This is a genomic window from Scytonema sp. NUACC21 (genome assembly GCF_054684315.1).
Map to the genome: position 1 here is coordinate 142,913 of NZ_BAAFZH010000093.1, position 17,590 is coordinate 160,502.

12 protein-coding genes and 1 pseudogene are annotated in these 17,590 nt (G+C 40.8%); 4 read left to right on the forward strand and 9 right to left on the reverse strand.

The window, feature by feature from the left end:
• Positions 1-240 precede the first annotated feature (240 nt).
• A complete protein-coding gene (locus ACYRY3_RS26520) occupies positions 241-804 on the reverse strand; it encodes a hypothetical protein (RefSeq protein ID WP_460204642.1) in 564 nt (187 codons plus the stop codon).
• Positions 805-1,176: 372 nt separating this feature from the next.
• A complete protein-coding gene (locus ACYRY3_RS26525; protein WP_460204612.1) occupies positions 1,177-1,353 on the reverse strand; it encodes a hypothetical protein in 177 nt (58 codons plus the stop codon).
• 166 nt (positions 1,354-1,519) lie between these two features.
• Here ACYRY3_RS26525 and ACYRY3_RS26530 point away from each other — a divergent pair, with 166 nt between their 5' ends.
• The 4 genes from ACYRY3_RS26530 (at position 1,520) to devC (ending at position 6,182) form a co-directional block, all read left to right on the forward strand.
• Positions 1,520-1,873, forward strand: coding sequence for a hypothetical protein (locus tag ACYRY3_RS26530; protein WP_460204613.1), 354 nt, complete (start codon positions 1,520-1,522; stop codon positions 1,871-1,873).
• Between the two features lie 349 nt (positions 1,874-2,222).
• Positions 2,223-3,662, forward strand: coding sequence for a cytochrome P450 (locus ACYRY3_RS26535; protein WP_460204614.1), 1,440 nt, complete (start codon positions 2,223-2,225; stop codon positions 3,660-3,662).
• 166 nt (positions 3,663-3,828) lie between these two features.
• On the forward strand, positions 3,829-5,010 hold the full coding sequence (locus tag ACYRY3_RS26540) for an ABC exporter membrane fusion protein (RefSeq protein ID WP_460204615.1): 1,182 nt from the start codon (positions 3,829-3,831) through the stop codon (positions 5,008-5,010).
• A gap of 5 nt (positions 5,011-5,015) precedes the next feature.
• On the forward strand, positions 5,016-6,182 hold the full coding sequence (gene devC / locus ACYRY3_RS26545; RefSeq protein ID WP_460204616.1) for an ABC transporter permease DevC: 1,167 nt from the start codon (positions 5,016-5,018) through the stop codon (positions 6,180-6,182).
• Positions 6,183-6,196: 14 nt separating this feature from the next.
• On the opposite strand, the gene ACYRY3_RS26550 is transcribed toward devC, so the two are convergent.
• From ACYRY3_RS26550 to ACYRY3_RS26580, 7 genes and pseudogenes are all read right to left on the reverse strand, one after another.
• Positions 6,197-9,778 (reverse strand): WD40 domain-containing protein, encoded by a 3,582-nt coding sequence (locus tag ACYRY3_RS26550; protein ID WP_460204617.1) that lies wholly within the window; start codon positions 9,776-9,778, stop codon positions 6,197-6,199.
• Between the two features lie 77 nt (positions 9,779-9,855).
• Positions 9,856-11,096: pseudogene (locus tag ACYRY3_RS26555) on the reverse strand (RNA-guided endonuclease InsQ/TnpB family protein).
• 214 nt (positions 11,097-11,310) lie between these two features.
• On the reverse strand, positions 11,311-13,299 hold the full coding sequence (locus tag ACYRY3_RS26560) for an AAA family ATPase (RefSeq protein ID WP_460204618.1): 1,989 nt from the start codon (positions 13,297-13,299) through the stop codon (positions 11,311-11,313).
• A 180-nt stretch (positions 13,300-13,479) separates the two neighbouring features.
• Positions 13,480-15,015, reverse strand: coding sequence for a hybrid sensor histidine kinase/response regulator (locus ACYRY3_RS26565; RefSeq protein WP_460204619.1), 1,536 nt, complete (start codon positions 15,013-15,015; stop codon positions 13,480-13,482).
• Between the two features lie 393 nt (positions 15,016-15,408).
• Positions 15,409-15,657: a hypothetical protein gene (locus ACYRY3_RS26570; protein ID WP_460204620.1), complete on the reverse strand. Its 249-nt coding sequence runs from the start codon at positions 15,655-15,657 to the stop codon at positions 15,409-15,411.
• Positions 15,658-15,955: 298 nt separating this feature from the next.
• Positions 15,956-16,495 carry a phosphate-starvation-inducible PsiE family protein gene (locus tag ACYRY3_RS26575; RefSeq protein WP_460204621.1) on the reverse strand — a complete coding sequence of 180 codons (540 nt, stop codon included), beginning with the start codon at positions 16,493-16,495 and terminating at the stop codon, positions 15,956-15,958.
• Between the two features lie 80 nt (positions 16,496-16,575).
• Positions 16,576-17,520, reverse strand: a complete 945-nt coding sequence (locus tag ACYRY3_RS26580; RefSeq protein WP_460204643.1) for a tetratricopeptide repeat protein — start codon at positions 17,518-17,520, stop codon at positions 16,576-16,578.
• Positions 17,521-17,590: the final 70 nt, after the last annotated feature.

The window sequence follows — 17,590 nt, forward strand, 5'->3', positions numbered from 1 at the left end:
CACAAACTAATCGTAAAAACTGAATACTGTCTAAGCCTCGTACTGAAAATTGTTTCAGTATCTCTAACTAGGGATTAGTGGTGAGTCAGTGCTGCAGGAGGGTTAGCCCGACCTAGGCGACTGGCTATCCCGTTGGGTCAAGGAAACTGAGTCACGGGACAAGGGAACCAAGCAGCAATGTGCAACGAAATTGAGCCAACTTATACCGTAGAGTTGGGTTTGTCCAGATTTGTTAACGTACTAAAGCCTAAGCCATTCAAACAATTCATCTGCCGCACGGATATTGCGATAAAAGGTCAGGCTATGGCATTTTAAATAGCAACCGCCTCTATGTCCCCGTCGGAGCAAAAACATGTTTCCTTGAGCGATGGATTCATTTGTCTCTTTGTTAATACACATCCATTCAGAGTAGATAAATTCTCCGCGAAACATAACGAGAGGCCAAACCATTCTTACACCTGGTTGAGCGGTAATCGCCCACCAATGTAGCTCTATATTCGTCACTTCTTCTCTGCTATCAAAAGAGCCATCAGCACAGAAGTAGATAAGCGGATCGGTATACTCACCTGCTAAAATATCTCCACGTCCTTGTCGTTGGGCTTCACAATGGGTTGGCCACCAACTCTTATTTTCCTGTTCTATCTGCACTAAACTATAGTTTGGAGTTATTTCAGGCAAAGTTTCTTCACGAAGACAAATATATTCCTCAGCATCATTTAACAGTTTGAGCGCTAGCTCATTGTCAACTAATTCTAACTTTGAATAATTTGCTGACAATTCTTGATAGTAGTTGATTAACTTCATGGGTTCCAAACATTCACCTTATTAATTATTAAGATTTTTTGAACTAAATAACCTCCTTATCAAGTAACTAGAGAATTTAGTAAATCAAGTTACAGGCTCTTGAATGCAAACGTATTACTAAACGCGATCGCGCCACTAACCTTTACTTGTAAGCTAATATGCATATAAGTTACATATTGTCTGATAATGAGCATTATTTGTGTTATCAATAATTAATCACCAAAGACTAAGTATGTCACTTGAACGCACAGTAGCCTAGAAAATAATAAGCTTCTTAGCCTATAATTTCTCTTAGGATAGGTGTGGAAATGCAAAATATGAGCTAATACATTTGCTAGCGTTCTTTGCTTTCCACAGTAGCGAAGCTATCGCTTAAAACCCGTTTTCAATGTCGTTTGGCAATCCATAAGCGAAGAACTCACTCAAAATACCTTCCAAATTAACATCCATATCAAAGGCTGCAAAACCGTATTTTTCAACAAGAGTGTTGATAGAATCTAGGCTTGAAGATTCTTGCTCAGAAATGGTTGTAGCTGTGTTAATACTCATCGTTTTCTCCTTATACTTGTTCTAGATAGTAGAGGTAACAATGTAGTTGGTAAATTCTGTTTGTTGATTACTCAATCAGTTGATAATCAGAAGATGTCATAGTCTCTGCTCAACCAACACATTGTCCGAGGTGCTATGAATTTCAGTTTGCTACTACAAAAGAGCTTTGACAAGAAAAGATAATAAAGTTAGAGAAAAATCAGTCGATGCCTCAAATCGACAATACAGCAGATTGCAACAAGGTAAAGTACAGATTGTTGTAAAGGTGCGCCTACCAACAACCCTTACACCTTTTTCGGAGAGGTCTATTCTAATGTGGGGATTCCCTCCCTACATCCTATACCCGCAGCTTACACCAGATTGTTTCTTGAAAGATAATAAAGAAAATCTTAAAAAATTTATAGATTTAACGGCTGAAAAGCTCTGGGAACGAGGAGTGGCAGAAGTTACCACTCAATATCGGCTTTTTTCTAACTTTATTATCTTTTCTTGTAAAAGCTTGGATGCAGTAGCAAACTAAAGTTCATAACGCGTCTGCCGATGTGTTGGTTCAGCAAAGAGCCTAATCTCTTGCTTAAGAGGATGATTTCATCCACAGTTATAACACGACCCATAACTAGGGCTGGAAATCGGTTTGCCAACCTCACTGGTGTCTAAACTTTATATGGGATAGCATCAAATATCCTGTTTCTCAGATTTTGCACTACCGTCCCCCAAGCGAAAATCATAGGCTAAAAGTTTATTGTTTCGTAGGTAGAGCTATCCCGCACACCCCTTTCCACTTCTGGGCATACAAAGTGTAAAATTTGTTGCTTATTTAACCAGTGAGGAAATTAATTGTAAGTAGTAGACAAGGTTGAGAAGAATTTATGCCATTACCTCAAGGTCCAAAAACTCCTCCATTCGTACAATTGCTCCAATGGATTACCAACCCCTTTGACTACATGGAGTCCTGCGCCCAACGTTATGGTGACATATTTACTCTTAGGATAGGTTTAGGTTTCCGTCCCTTGGTATATGTAAGCAATCCCCAAGCCTTACAGCAAATTTTGACGAACGATATGGATAAGACAATTGGAGCACCAGGGGAAGCCAACACAATTTTTGAACCATTTTTAGGAACTCAAGGAATCATGACCCAAAGTGGCATTCGCCACACCCGTAAACGTCGGTTGTTAATTCCTCCCTTTCATGGCGAACGGATGCGGGAATACGGTAGTTTGATTGAAGAGATTACCAAGCAGGTATTTTTTAGGGGCGAAGTATTTGCTTCTAACAACAAAACTAAAGGAAAAAAACAAGCAGGAAATGTTTCTCGTTTAGAGATGGACAAACCATTCTCCGTCCGAGAATGTATGCAAGCTATCTCCATGAGAGTCATCCTACGCGCTGTGTTTGGTCTGAGTGAGGGAGAACGTTATTGGCAAATTGAACAACTCCTTCATAGCATGATGGATGTTATCAGTTCTCCCCTTCAAGCCAGTCAGCTTTTCTTTCCCATTCTGCAACAGGATTTAGGGGCATGGAGCCCGTGGGGTAGGTTTTTACGCAAAAGACAGCAACTTGATGAACTGCTTTACGCAGAAATTAGAGAACGCCGCGCATATTCTGACCCTTCGCGTATTGATGTCCTGAGCTTACTTATGTCTGCGCGGGATGATGCGGGAGAAGCGATGACAGATTTGGAATTACGCGATGAATTGATGACACTGTTAGTTGGGGGTTACGAAACTACAGGCACAGTTATGACGTGGGCATTGTATTGGATTCACCAGCTACCATCTGTACGGGAAAAGCTCCTTGAGGAACTCGACAGTCTCGGTGACACACCAGATAAAAGCGACATTGTTCGGCTACCTTATCTTAGTGCTGTTTGTTCAGAAACCTTGCGGATTTATCCTGTTGGTCCGCTTCTTTTCCCCAGAGTCGTGCGTTCGCCAATTACACTACTAGGGCACGACTTAGAGCCCGGTACAGAATTACTCGGCTGTATTTATCTCACTCATCAGCGAGAAGATACTTATCCCCAAGCGAAGGAATTTAAGCCAGAACGATTTTTGGAAAAGCGATTTTCTCCCTATGAATATTTACCCTTTGGTGCTGGTGCTAGGCGTTGTGTTGGCGATGCCCTTGCCCAGTATGAAATGAAAATAGTATTGGCAACTATTCTTTCTCAGCTAGAACTATCACTAACCAATAGCCATCCTGCACGGATTACACGGCGGGGATTCCTATCAGCTCCTGATAATGTAGAGATGGTTGTGACTGGACAACGTCAAAAGCAACCACGTCTGCTTGCAATTAAGTAAATCGTAATTCTTCAGACAACTTCGGAAATTAATCACTGGAAGAAAAGCAGAGAGCAGTGGGGTGGGCAAGTCTCTCGCTACTCTCTCCACTGGACAGGTGTTTGAGAACCCTAAAACCTATAAAAAGCAGATTGTTTGTTCGTCAAATTATCGGAGACAAGAAAACATGAGTGCAACGTTGTCACCCAAAACTTCAAATCGCTGGATAATGGGATTGGTGATTGCAACTACCGCTATTATAGGTGGAACTGTTTTTTACAGCATTTCTCAATTTGGACAAGTCAGTCAAAGTTCTTCATCAAAGGTTTTAAAAACAACACCAAGTGTAAAAAAGATTACTGCTTTGGGACGACTGGAGCCAGAAGCAGAGGTAATGAACCTGTCTGTACCCGTAGCACTAGATGGCGATCGCATCTCTCAACTACTTGTCAAAGAAAGCGACATAGTTAAAGCAGGACAAGTTGTGGCAATTTTGGAGTCACATGCTCGGTTACAAGATGCACTACTACTAGCTGAAAAACAGGTTAAAGTGAGTCAAGCTAAACTTGCTCAAGTAAAAGCTGGAGCTAAAACAGGAGAAATTCAGGCACAGCAAGCAGTAATTACCCGTTTGCAGGTAGAGTTAGCAGGAAAGGTAGCTGCCCAAAATGCTGCAATATCTCGTTGGCAGTCAGAAGTCCGAAAAGCTCATGCTGAGTATGACCGCTATAGACGGTTGTATCAAATGGGAGTGATTTCCATTTCTAACTTAGACAGCCAGCGTCTCAATGCGGAAACTGCACAAGCACAGCTTAATGAGGCAAAAGCACTACAGAACCAAACCATAGGAGTACTGAAGGCAGAATTGAGTGCAGCTAGAGCAACCTTAAGTCGCATCGCTGAAGTCCGCCCGGTGGATGTTCAAGCAGCGCAGACTGAAGTAGAGACAGCACAAGCAGCAGTTAAACGTGCTCAAACTTATTTAAAACAGGCTTATATTCGCGCACCAATAGCAGGACAAATTCTCAAGATTCACACGCAAACTGGAGAAAAGGTTGGCAGCGCGGGTATTCTAGAATTGGCACAAAATAACCAAATGGTAGCAGTAGCAGAGATTTATCAAACTGATATTGGTAAAGTTCAGGTTGGACAGCCAGCAATTATTACGAGTCAGGCATTTTCAAAGGAAGTGCGCGGTGTCGTTTCGCAAATTGGCTTACAAGTAAATCGACAAAATGTTTTCAGCACTCAACCAGGGGAAAATTTCGATCGCCGAATTGTTGAAGTCAAAATTCGTTTGAATCGTGAAGATAGCAAGCGAGTCGCAGGTTTAACTAACTTACAAGTCCAAACCACATTGACACACTAATACCTATGTTTTGCAGGTTATTTCGTAAAACCCCATTAGCATGGCTCCAATTGACGAAGAAAAAAACCCGTTTGTTAGTTGCTGTAGCTGGTATAGCCTTCGCTGATTTCCTTATGTTTACCCAAATGGGGTTTGAGGGTGCCCTCTATGACAGCTCTATGGCTCCACAGAAAAGCCTTAATGCAGATTTAGTATTGCTAAACCCCCAGTTTGAAACCGTATATACAGTAAGAAGTTTTGCTAAAGATCGATTGTATCAGGCACTGAACGTTGAAGGGGTAGAATCAGTAAGTCCGTTATATATTGCTTTAGGTGTGTGGACGAATCCTAAAACTCAGCTTAAGCACACAATCTTAGTATTTGGTATAGATCCAGGAACCAAAGCATTAAAATTCCCCGAGGTTAATCAAAACCAAAGTCAGCTTCAGATGTTGAATAATGTTATCTTTGACCAAGCTTCTATACCAGAGTATGGCCCAATTCCCGAATTATTTAAAAAGCAATCAACCGTTGAAACTCAATTAAATGATATTAACGTGCGTGTAAGTGCTTTATTTACAATGGGTGCCTCTTTTGCAGCCTCTGGTAATGTCATTACCAGTGATTCAACTTTTTTACATATATTTCCTGCTCGCAGTTCTAATCAAGTTCAAGTCGGTTTGCTTAAATTAAAACAAAATGCAGATAGAAAACAAGTTGCAGACAATTTAAAACTATATTTACCGAGTGATGTAAAAGTGCTAACTGCTGAAGAGTTTGCTGAGAAAGAAAAGAGTTATTGGGTAAATGTCACACCCATCGGATTCATTTTTGGTCTCGGTGTGATGGTTTCTTTCATTGTCGGTGTCGTCATTGTTTATCAAATTCTTTATTCAGAAGTTGCAGATTACTTGCCAGAATATGCCACGTTAAAAGCAATGGGTTACAAAAACCGCTATTTTTTAGCAGTTCTTGCACAAGAAGCTTTGTTACTAGCTATATTCGGCTACATTCCAGGTTTCATTTTTGCAATAGGACTTTACCAACTAGCAGCCAGTGCTACTATGCTCCCAATTTTTATGACAGTTACACGGAGTTTAACAGTATTTATCTTAACAGTTGTGATGTGTTTTGTTTCGGGAACAGTGGCGATGCAAAAACTGAAATCTGCCGATCCATCTGATATTTTTTAAAAGCCTCCAAGTCGTTAAGAATTTTTCATCTCACCCGTGTCAAATTCAACTGCTCCTAGCGCTTTTAGGGTAGTAATAGACGCTTCGGTTAAACCTGTAACTCCCATAATGTTCATGCGTTCATAAAGTCTTTCCGCTTTGAAAATTTTTAAGCAATCACCTGTTTCTATGTCCCATAATCTGATTGTCTCATCTTCACTACTGCTAGCCAAAGTTTGGTTATCAAGACTAAAGACAATTGACCAAATCTTACCCAAGTGCCCGTGTAAAGTTCTTTTACATTGACCAGTACTAACATCCCACAGCTTAACTATATAATCATGACTGCAACTAGTTGCTAGCGTTTTGCTATCTGGACTAAAGGTAACTAATTGTAATGAACCTGTATCTACAGGCAAAATTTTTAGGCATTCACCAGTGCTGGTACTCCATAATCTTAACGTCTCATCTGAACTGATGCTGGCTAACAACTCACCATCCGAACTAAAAGCAACTGACCAAACCCAACTCGTATGCCCTTCTAAAGTTTTTTTGCACTGACCAGTGCTAACATCCCACAATTTGACTGTCTGATCCCAGGAGCCACTAGCGAGTATCATGCTTTGAGGACTGAAAGCAACTGACCAGATAGCAGCGTCATGCCCCTGGAGAGTTTTCAAAATTCGACCCGTGTTAACATCCCACAACTTAATTGTTTGGTCTTCGCTTCCACTAGCTAGTATCTCGCTGTCGGAAGAAAAGGCAACAGAAAGCACCTGGTTGGTATGCCCTTGGAAAATTTTCAAAACTTCACCGCTGCGACTGTCCCACAATCTCACCGTGTTGTCGTGACTACCAGTTGCAAGTGTCTGACTTTTAGAGGAAAAAACCACTGAACAAACCGCACCTTTATGCCCAGTAAGGGTTTTCAAGATTTGACCCGTTTTGACATCCCACAACCTCACTGAGGAGTCATGACTACCACTAGCTAATATTTGCCCATCCCTACTGTAGGCAATGGAGAGTATTTGATTTGTACATCCCTGAAAAGTTCTGAGACATTGACCACTACTGACACTCCACAACTTCACTGTTTGGTCGTTACTGCCACTTGCTAGAAAACCGCCTTGTGGACTGAATGCAACTGAAAAGACCCAACCAGAGTGCCCCAGAAGTGTTTTGAGGCATTTACCTTTACTAACACTCCACAATTTAACCGATTGGTCATTACTGCCACTTGCCAGAATGTCGCCCTGTGGACTGAATGCAACTGAATAAACTCGATTGGAATGTCCTTGAAAAGTTTTGAGACATTCACCAATCTTAATATCCCACAACATAATTGTGTGGTCATCACTTCCACTTGCTAGCATTGTACCTTGAGGATTAAAGGCAACGGAACGTACTCCATCGTAATGTCCCCGCAATATTCTTTTGCACGCACCAGTGCTAATATCCCACAACATGATTGTGTGGTCATCACTGCCACTTGCTAGTGTTTGTCCATCAGGACTAAAAGTGACTGACAATACCCAATTTGTATGCCCTTGAAGAACTCTTAAACATTCCCCATTTGAAACATTCCACAACCTTATTGTTTGGTCATCACTACCACTTGCTAACATTTTACCATTTGGACTAAAGGCAATTGACCAAACCTCATTATTATGTTCTTGGAAGCTTTGCAGGCATTGACCTGTATTCACGTCCCATAGCATCACGCTATTATCAGTACTGCTGCTAGCAAGGGTTTTGCTATCAGGACTAAAAGCAAGCGAAGTAATCCAATTGCTATGCCCCTTACAAATAAGAATTTGTTTTCCATCCGTAAATTGATACAAGTGGATTTCACCGTTGCTATCACCAATTGCCAACAGTTTGTTATCAGGGCTGAAAGCTACCGACCAAATGCTACCGAAAGTTTCCGCAAAAACAGATTTAGATAGATTGGCATTTTGGAAATTGACATCATGTAACTTTACATTCCTGAAATCTGCTTGCCACACATTTAGCTGAGAAAAATCGTATTTGCTTAAATCTGTTTGAAGTTGACAAAGTATATTGAAAATATTTCCTGCCGTATACCCTGGTTCTAACGGTGATGTTTCTCGCAACGTTACTAGTATTTTATTTAAATGCTTTTCCAGGATTAATTTTCTTTTTAAAGTTTTAACACTCTCATCTATAATTGGTTGAAGAATAAGACGAATTTGACTATCTCTAATATAATCTTTCTCTTGTGCCTTTATTAAGGCATATAAGTTTAAAATTTCAAATTTATTTTCACAAATTCCTTGAGCAATATCACTTATCAATCTCTCAGTCACATACTCCATTACTACAGATTGTAGCGTAAAGAGCGCAGCAGTTTTTTCAATCAGACTTCTCCGTACTAAAGATTCCACTGCTTCCAGTAATTTTGCTTGTGGTACTGGTGATACAATATCTTCTCGTAATTCTAAAAGCGATACTGGCTCACGATTAATGCTAAGCCAGTACATAATCTCGATTTCTAAATTTGACAACCGCTCAAATTGCTGATTTAAAAGTTCGCGGAAATCGCCAAAAATGATGGCACTACATTTCAAAAATTCAGAAATACTGCCATCAAACACGTCTTGAATAGTTGTAGCAACTACTTTTAAGGCTAAAGCGTTGCCTCCATAGTAGTCAATTAGTGCCTTTAATTCCTCTTCTGAGCCAGAAAGCCCCTTAATTTTAAAAATTTTCTCTCCATCTACAGCTTTCAGACCCTTTAGTTGTAATGAGCGAACCAGGAGTTCTTTTCCCTCAAGTGGTACTAAATCCTTAGGTTTTTCCCGACTGGTTAGCAATAAACAACTTTGATGAGGAACTTCTCCCACCCGTCTCAAGAGTTCACCATACTCTTCATAGCCCTCTTTATATTGTCCTGCTTGACTACCACGGCACAAAATTGACTCTGCATTATCTAAAATTAGCAAACAACGCGATGAACGCAGGTAATTGAGCAATAATGCTATTCTCTCGCCTACACTTTCTGGTAAATTAGCTTTTGTTTCTTTTTCTTGGGAAAAGAATTGGATCGCTTGAGCTAGAATCACTTTAACTGGCGGAGTATCTCGTAGCGATCGCCACATAACATACTTGAACTTATTTTGAGTCTGTTTTGCTAGTTTTACAGTTAGAGAAGTTTTACCAATTCCCCCCATACCCAACACTGCAACTATTCGACAACGCTCATTAATAATCCATTGCTCTAGTTTAGCAAGTTCTTCTGTACGCCCATAGAAAGTCGAGACACAAATTGCTTCTCCCCAATCTTGATTTAGAGGGACAACATCCTCTTCAATTATCTCACGCTCGGATTCTGGGTACGAATAGTCGCTTTGATTCAGTTCTAAATCAAACGCCTTAAACAAATAAACAAGTGTTCGTTTATCAACTCCCTCTTTACAACCCAGTATCTTTCGTAGGGTTACAGCAGTTAATCTAGTGCGTTCAGCTAAGTCTTCAAATGTATACTTACGTCCAGAGTTCTCCTCAATTTCTGCCCTAAGTTTCGCATTTTGAAGCTTTTGCCACCCTGAAGGAGTAAGGATCATACCCCGACTGCGTCTTAAGTTATGTTTCTTCATAGGCTAAAGTTTAACTATACATCAGAAAAAATGGCGTTGCTAAATAAAGTTTGAAACTCCAAAACTGATTGTGTGAACTACCCACACTGACCCGGAGTACCGAGTACAGTGTTGGCTTCCAACTTCATAGAAGAATGCCTCATCTTAGGCTTGCGCCCGCGAATTGGTCTGACTTCCTCTCCATTGGCGGAACGCCTCCCCCGTCCCAGAGGAGGACAACATTCTGACACCTTCCGCTCTAATGTTCCGTGCAGCATTACCGTCGCGATCGTCTCGGAGTACCGCAATGAGGACAAGTCCACTGCCTCACATCCAAAGGCAACTCAGCAATTTGATAATGACAATTAGAGCAGAGTTTGGAACTAGGAAACCACCGATTTATCTCTACCAAAACCTTGCCGTCTTTTTCAAGCTTGTAGGCTAAGAAGTTGGTAAAAGTTCCCCATCCTGTATCAGATATTGCTTTCGCTAGTTTGTGGTTGCGAAACATGCCCAAGACGTTAAGGTTTTCGACTACTACAACTTGATTGCTGTCCACAATCTTTCTAGATAGTTTGTGTAAGTAGTCTTGGCGGACATTGCTAAGTTGTTCGTATACCCTAGCTACAATTTTTGTTGCTTTTCTACCACGATTACTACCTTTGACCTTACGAGCAGCAATGCGTTGTTTCTTGGCTAATTTCTTTTCATATTTAGCTAGATGTTTTGGATTTGGATATTTGGAAACCTTTTCGCCATCGTAGGTAACAGCAAAATCCGCAATACCTAAATCAATCCCAATCACCTTGCCATCAGTCTTTGATGTTGGATAATCGCCCGAGTACTCCATAAGCACACAAGCATAGTACTTACCCGATGGGCACTTACTTACAGTGACAGTTTTGATAGTTCCATCGAGAGGTCGGTGTATCTTTGCTTTGACAACACCTAGCGATCCTGGAAACTTCAAACAGTCATTGATTTGTTCTACCTTCTGTGGATACTGAATAGATTGACGGTGGTGCTTTGACTTGAATCGTGGATATTTCGCTCTCCCTTCAAAAAAGTTTTGATATGCACGACTCAGATTCAAACTAACAGATTGCAAAACCTGTGAGTAACATTCTCCTAGCCATTCAGTCTCTTTATCTTTTTTGAGTCCTGGTAATAGAGAATTGAGTCCTGATTGAGACAAGCCTTTGCCAGTTGCCTTATAGGTTTCAATGCATTTATTCAACCCATAATTCCACCACCAACGCGCACAACCAAAGTGTTGTGCAAGTACTTGAACTTGTTTATCGGTAGGGTACAGCCTGACTTTTACAGCTTGTCGTCTCATTTAAACATCTCCCAAACATCGACCTGTTACTATTATATAGTATTTTCAGTAAAATTTATCAAGAAAACATTGGCGACTCCTCATACACCTTTCTCCTTAAAGCAAAGGGCTTGCCTTTGGAGAAAGATGTAATCGTCGTCACCCGCCAGAGCAATCCCGCCACTGATTTGGAGTACCAAATGAGCGTGGGGGACTTACGGCGCACGAGTTAACTTTAAGCTTCCATGACCGATAGCACGCCGTTGTGAGCCACACTCACAATTAACCGTTTTCCTGTAAGGGCATTCAAATCTGAGTAATTCTCAAAAATCCAACGGTTAAGGGGACGTTCAACCAAAGTTTCCAGTAAGGTTTTGATTCGCCGTCCCCCAAAGAGTAAATTGTCACCTTCTTTCATATAAACGTTCAATACTTCTAAGATGACTGGTTGAAACAGTACCTGCAGCTGATATTTATCCCAGGCAGATTCAGCTAGCTGTCGGAGAAACTTCTGCCCAATTTGCCAAACAAACTCCGGACGTAGTAGGTCAAACACCACTATACTGTCACCCAAACGGTTTAATAGTTCCGCACGACCAATACGACTGGTAAAGTGCCAATGAACTTCGGCGCGAAAATGGGCTTCTACCTGAGCATAAATGAAGGAATTGACTCCTTGGTGTTGCACCTCGGTCATAATGCCATTACGAATAATTGCTCCAGTTTGCGGGTCTGTCAGGTCGGAAGCACCGATATTGCTAGTAAAAATAATTATCGTTTGATTGAAGTAGGCTGTTTGTCCTTTGTCATCTGTGAGGCGACCATCCTCTAAAATTTGAAGAAATTTATCTAAAACTCTGGGATGTGCTTTTTCAATTTCATCAAACAGCAAAATACTGTAAGGACGCTGTAAAATCCGGTTTGTTAGTTGTCCTCCCTCTTCATAACCTACAAAACCAGGTGGTGCCCCTGTTAATTTCTCAGCTGCATGTTCTTCTTTGTACTCGCTCATATCAAAACGGGCAAATGCTTGCTCATCTCCAAAAATCAGTCGTGTGAGTGATTTGGCTAACTCAGTTTTACCCACACCTGTAGGTCCAACAAAAAAGAAAATTCCTTTTGGCTTGCTATTGCGACCGCTGACATTACTCAAACTGATGCCTACTTTTGCGCTAGTTAGAAGATTGGTCACAGCTTCTACTGCACGGGGTTGACCGATCACAAATTTGCCGAGTTCTTCTCTGGCATAGGCAATTTTATCAGCACTGATTTGCTCAAAAGGTTCATCGCATTGTCCAAATTTGTAGAAGTCTACTAAGCGCAACACTGTTTTGGCATTTAGGGGAATGCGTTCTCGCCAAGAGGTATGACGGATAGCTTCTAGATCCATCGTTTGATAATCTTCGGTTAAAGCAGCAAATTCCTCGGCGGCAAGTTCTAGATCTGAGGGTTGTTGGAGACTGGGACGTTGGGCGTTTAACAGATGCCCTCCATAAAATCCCTGTTGCCCAAAGCGTAAAACAAATTGCTGGCGTTCTTCTTTGTTGGGACGGGTGACTTGAACTAAAGCTACAAAAGGATTGCTTGTATAAAACCAAGGTGGTACTCGTCTGAGGTCACTGGCTAGGAGAATGAGAGTGTTGCGATAGCCAGTGAGATTACCTTCAGCAATGATGGATGCTTCCAATGTGCATTTTTTGAGCAACATCAAAAGATGACGTTCGTCTGCTGAGTGTCGTTCTGGATCGGCGGTGAGCATATCTCCCAAATCTGCGATCGCCACTACTGAGGTTTTTGGTTGAGAAAGAGCTGCCCGCAGATGACTAAAAGTTATTTCCGGTGACAGATGACTGGTTGTCAGCCGTTGTTGTACCACCGTTCCAGGGTTAGCACGAGACGGCGGCTGCATGGGGTCTGCGATCGCACTGGGAGTGGAGTCATGTCCGAGACGTTCCCGTTGTTGTTCTGCCAGTCGTTGTCGCGCTAATTCTTCAAACATAGGGCGCATTTCTGGCTGAGGAAAAGTCAGACCATCTATCGGATCGTAACGAACAATCAAATCGAATCCCAAACTGAGGAAGTAGCTATTGAGGAAGCTTGCCATGTTCTGATAACTACCCTGCCAGAGAAATTGGTCGTGAATGTTACTGTAAAGAATAAAGTGTTGACGGCGATATAAATGCTTTTCAAAATCTTGAATCCAACGGGCAGAAATCGAGAACATAGCAAATAATACTTAATATACAGTTAAGGCAGAATAGCAGAAAGTGCTTTACAAAGCTTGGATTTTACTCTGAAATCAACTAGAAAACTAAATATTTTAGACTTCTGTAACAATATTAATTTTCTAAAATTCTCCATTCTTTTCAAAATTTCTGCTGTCTAACTGCTGCAAACCCTCCACTTAAAGCTTTTGGTGGGCATTGCTCTCCTGTATTTCCTCATACTTTAATTCCTCCTTGCTTCTGCCTGCAGCCCTGAGCGTTTCGCTTTGACTATCTGTAGAAAGACTTAAATCTTGAGAAACTTCTACTGGAAGCCGTATGAGTATTTCTGTGCCTTTTCCAATTTCCGATTTACAGTGCAATTGACCGCCATGTTGCTCCACAATTATAGAATAACTAATAAATAATCCCAATCCTGTTCCTTTTCCTACTGGCTTTGTGGTAAAAAAGGGGTCGAATATGGAACTTTGATTTTCAGATGCAATACCGATTCCATTATCCGCAATCCGAATTTCAACCCATTTTGTATTCTGGGCTTGAGATTCTTCACTAAAATTGCTTAACTGCGTACTAATTTTTATAACTGGATGAAAGGGTTCTTCCCAAGTTTTTAGCTTTTCTTCTATAGCATCTACCGCATTGCTTAAAAGATTCATAAATACTTGATTGAGTTGTCCTGGATAACAACTTACTAGAGGAATTTTTCCGTACTCTTTCTTCACTTCAATAGCAACTCGGTTGGTTTGTTTTTTGATACTGCTTTGTAAAATGACTAGTGTACTTTCTAAACCTTTGTGAATATCGCCTTGCTTAGTATAGGCTTGGTCGTAACCTGAAAAATAACGCATTGATAAGACAATATCTCGAATTCTTTCCGCTCCCACTTGCATTGACTCAAGTACCTTCGGGAAATCTTTCAGCACAAAATCGAGTTCAGAAACTTGTATTATCTTTAAAATTTCTGGATGTGGTTGAGGATAATACTTTGCGTATAATTTGATAATTTGTATTAGCACTTCCATGTAATCAGAAGCATAATCTAGATTGCCATAGATAAAGCTAATAGGATTGTTGATTTCGTGAGCTATACCTGCAGCTATCTGACCCAAACTAGACATTTTTTCACTTTGTACAAGCTGTGTTTGAGCCAACTTTAGTTCATCTAGAGCTTGCTGAAGTTGTTGAGTTCTCGCTTGTAACTGTGCTTCTGAACGTCGCAGATCTACTTCGGTTTGCTGGCGAATTTTAATTTCTTGTCTGAGTTCGTCATTTTGCTCTATGAGTTGCTGATTTTTCTGTTGAAGCTCAACTTGCAGTCTACGAATTGTCAGTTGATAATCTATTCTTGCCAAAACTTCTTCAAGTTGAAATGGCTTGGTGATATAGTCTGCTCCTCCCAACTGAAATGCTTTAGCTTTGTCTAGCCCTCCAGTTAAAGCACTTAGAAAAATGATAGGAATATCGCAAGTCTGAGAATTCAGTTTCAACTGCTGGCAAACCTGGTAACCATCCATCTCTGGCATCATAATATCAAGAAGAATGAGATCTGGTGGCTGTATCTGCACGGCTCTCAGCGCTATACTCCCACTAATTGCTTGTCTAACTTGATATCCGTGTGAACGGGCAATGGAGGATAAGACTCTCAAGTTATTTGGCTCATCATCAACTATGAGTATGTCAACTTGTGAATCTGTTGCTGGAGATGTGCGTGGCATAGAGAGTAAAGGTTTTCAGCAATTTCTTGTGCTTCCTAATCTCAGAATATAGTATTTTTACTTAATTCCTTGTATTCTTTATCACATTCATAACAGACAATTTTTCATACTCTTGAGTATATATACTCTGAAAAATCAAAAAATAAGATAAAAAATTAAGGCAGAGTTAGGTTTTGACTAAGATACTACGCGATTTAACTAGCTACCTTCTATAAGATTTCATGAAGTTGTTAGGGCGTAATACCTTACACCCGTACTTGAATCGCGGTGCACATCATTTTTCTAAAGATGCGCTTTGGCTCAATTGTGCAAAGACGCGCCATGGCGCGTCTCTACATTACCGTTCCGATCGCGGTTGTGGTTTTCTCAACCCTACGGCTTCATGAGTTGGGCTTACATTTTACCGTTCTGCATGACTTGCTGAAGGTGGTGGCGAATTTCTTGTGCTTGTTGAATGTCAGACTGCCGCAACTTCTGGAACAACTCTACACAAGGCTGAGAACCAGCTTGCTTGGCATCATTGATGTAAGCATCATAAGCTTTGATTGCTTCAGCCTTATTTTGTAAAACGGTGAGGAAATCGTATTCTAGGTTGCTAACGGGATTTTGAGTTTGATTGTTGTTTCCTGCGGTTTGAACCATGAGATTCACCCTCCTTTAATTTTCTTATTCCCTTCTACTTGTATAAAAGGAGATCTTCATCTGTCCAAAAGAGTATACGTAAATACTCCTATCAGTTAAGAGAAATCGCTAATAACTGTCTTCTATCGGCTGCAGGAGCGGCGAAGATGGGCTTTGTTTGTGTAGCCCTACACTACTTTTTCGCTCTAAAAATTATCAATTTTTGAATAGGATGTGTTCTAGAGTATCAGTACAAAAATCAGAAAAACCTAGTTTTTTAAGACGCGCCATGGCGCGTCTCTACATTAACTGATTTCGCTCAAGCAATTTCCTCGTAGCGACGTGAATGCTGAAATTCCCCGCTTTCCTGCTGCCTATTATCTTCACAATATGTAATAGGACAAAGCTTGGTATTAGCACTTATGCAATCCATGTGCGGTGTCTTAGCACACACAATCAATAACCCACCTAATATCAGCAACAAACCACAAATTGCTGCAGCTTGAATCCAAGAAATTTCCAATGCACCATGAACAACAACTTCTCGTAGTAAGGACACGATTGTAACTTCTACTGCAACTCCAACAGAGATACTATGCTCTTGCAAATAAACCATTAGCAATCGGAATAACTCAACCAAAATCAAAATGAATAATATTTTGGCGGTTACTTGTTTGTAGTCGAGTGTTTGTGTGAGGGCGATCGCTATCCCCCACAACTGAATGAGCATGACCGCGAATAAGCCCAAACACAGGACAATCACAATTAGGTCTTGAAAAGCTTCCATGTTGCGAACTATCCAGTGTCGATCCATCCAGCGATTGGAGAATAAGAATTGACTTTTGAGGCGCTTTTTCATGAATATTTCGATTCCAATTGGGAGAACATCAAATCACACCAGCCAGTCTAGCCAATATTTTTATTGTGCCTTGTTGCGCCTTAACGCGGTTGATAATTAGGTTGATAATTAAAGTTCTGTGCCTGTTGCAACAATTGTGCTGCATTATTTGCCCATTGAGAATTCCCTTGAGCTTTGTATAAATCTCTTGCATATTGCAATACTTTTACTGCTTCTAAATATTGCCTTAACTGTATAAAACTCAACCCCGCACCATAATAAGCATTGGCATAACTCGAGTTAGCTTCAGCCGATTTTCTAAAAGCTTCAAGTGCATCTTTAAACTTACTTTGGTTAAATAAAATTGTCCCTAAATGGTAATGAGCTTCTGGATATTTTGGATTGATTCTCACTGCCTTACGAAATGCCTCTTTTGCCTTATCAAATTTACCTTGTTGTAAATAACACCATCCCAAATGATAAGCTGGTTCGGGAGCATTTTTACTATATTCCATTGCTTTTTTAAACGATAAAATGGCTCTGTCCCAATCTCTTTGCTGCTCTTGCACTAGCCCTAAGTTATAGTGAGCAACTCCTAGTTTGGGATCGATTTCTAAAGCTCGTCGCAAGTAATCGTTTGCTTGCTGCAAATTGTATCCTTCCAAAAGCGCTCCACCTAAGTTGGCATAGGCTAGGGCAAATTTGGAATCGGCTTGTGTAGCCTTGTAAAATGCATCTGCAGCTGGTTGAAGTTGTCCTACTTGTCGCAATGCTAGCCCTAAGTTGTAGTGTGCTGCTGCTAAATTAGGATCTATTTCGGTGGCTTTGCGAAATAAGGCGATCGCGTCTGGTACTCTCCCCACTTTTATCGCCTGTAATCCTTGGTCTAAATAATCTGTAGCACTACTATCCACATATTGTGCCAGTAGTGGTGGAGGGGACAAGGGGGTGAGGGAGAGACTGGGGGATGGGGAAAAAAGACTTTCAGCTAAGAATATTAAACCTACTAAGGTAGGAAGGCGATATTGATAGACCAATACTCGCAGAATGTTTCTGTTTTTTAACACTTTTCGTTACTTTTACTTTACAAACTTTTTGTGACCAACAGGGTTATTC

Coding starts and splice junctions, on each gene's coding strand:
- devC (WP_460204616.1), top strand. CDS start 5,016: ATGTTTTGCAGGTTATTTCGTAAAACCCCATTAGCATGGCTCCAATTG.
- ACYRY3_RS26550 (WP_460204617.1), bottom strand. CDS start 9,778: ATGAAGAAACATAACTTAAGACGCAGTCGGGGTATGATCCTTACTCCT.
- ACYRY3_RS26540 (WP_460204615.1), top strand. CDS start 3,829: ATGAGTGCAACGTTGTCACCCAAAACTTCAAATCGCTGGATAATGGGA.
- ACYRY3_RS26525 (WP_460204612.1), bottom strand. CDS start 1,353: ATGAGTATTAACACAGCTACAACCATTTCTGAGCAAGAATCTTCAAGC.
- ACYRY3_RS26560 (WP_460204618.1), bottom strand. CDS start 13,299: ATGTTCTCGATTTCTGCCCGTTGGATTCAAGATTTTGAAAAGCATTTA.
- ACYRY3_RS26570 (WP_460204620.1), bottom strand. CDS start 15,657: ATGGTTCAAACCGCAGGAAACAACAATCAAACTCAAAATCCCGTTAGC.
- ACYRY3_RS26575 (WP_460204621.1), bottom strand. CDS start 16,495: ATGAAAAAGCGCCTCAAAAGTCAATTCTTATTCTCCAATCGCTGGATG.
- ACYRY3_RS26520 (WP_460204642.1), bottom strand. CDS start 804: ATGAAGTTAATCAACTACTATCAAGAATTGTCAGCAAATTATTCAAAG.
- ACYRY3_RS26535 (WP_460204614.1), top strand. CDS start 2,223: ATGCCATTACCTCAAGGTCCAAAAACTCCTCCATTCGTACAATTGCTC.
- ACYRY3_RS26565 (WP_460204619.1), bottom strand. CDS start 15,015: ATGCCACGCACATCTCCAGCAACAGATTCACAAGTTGACATACTCATA.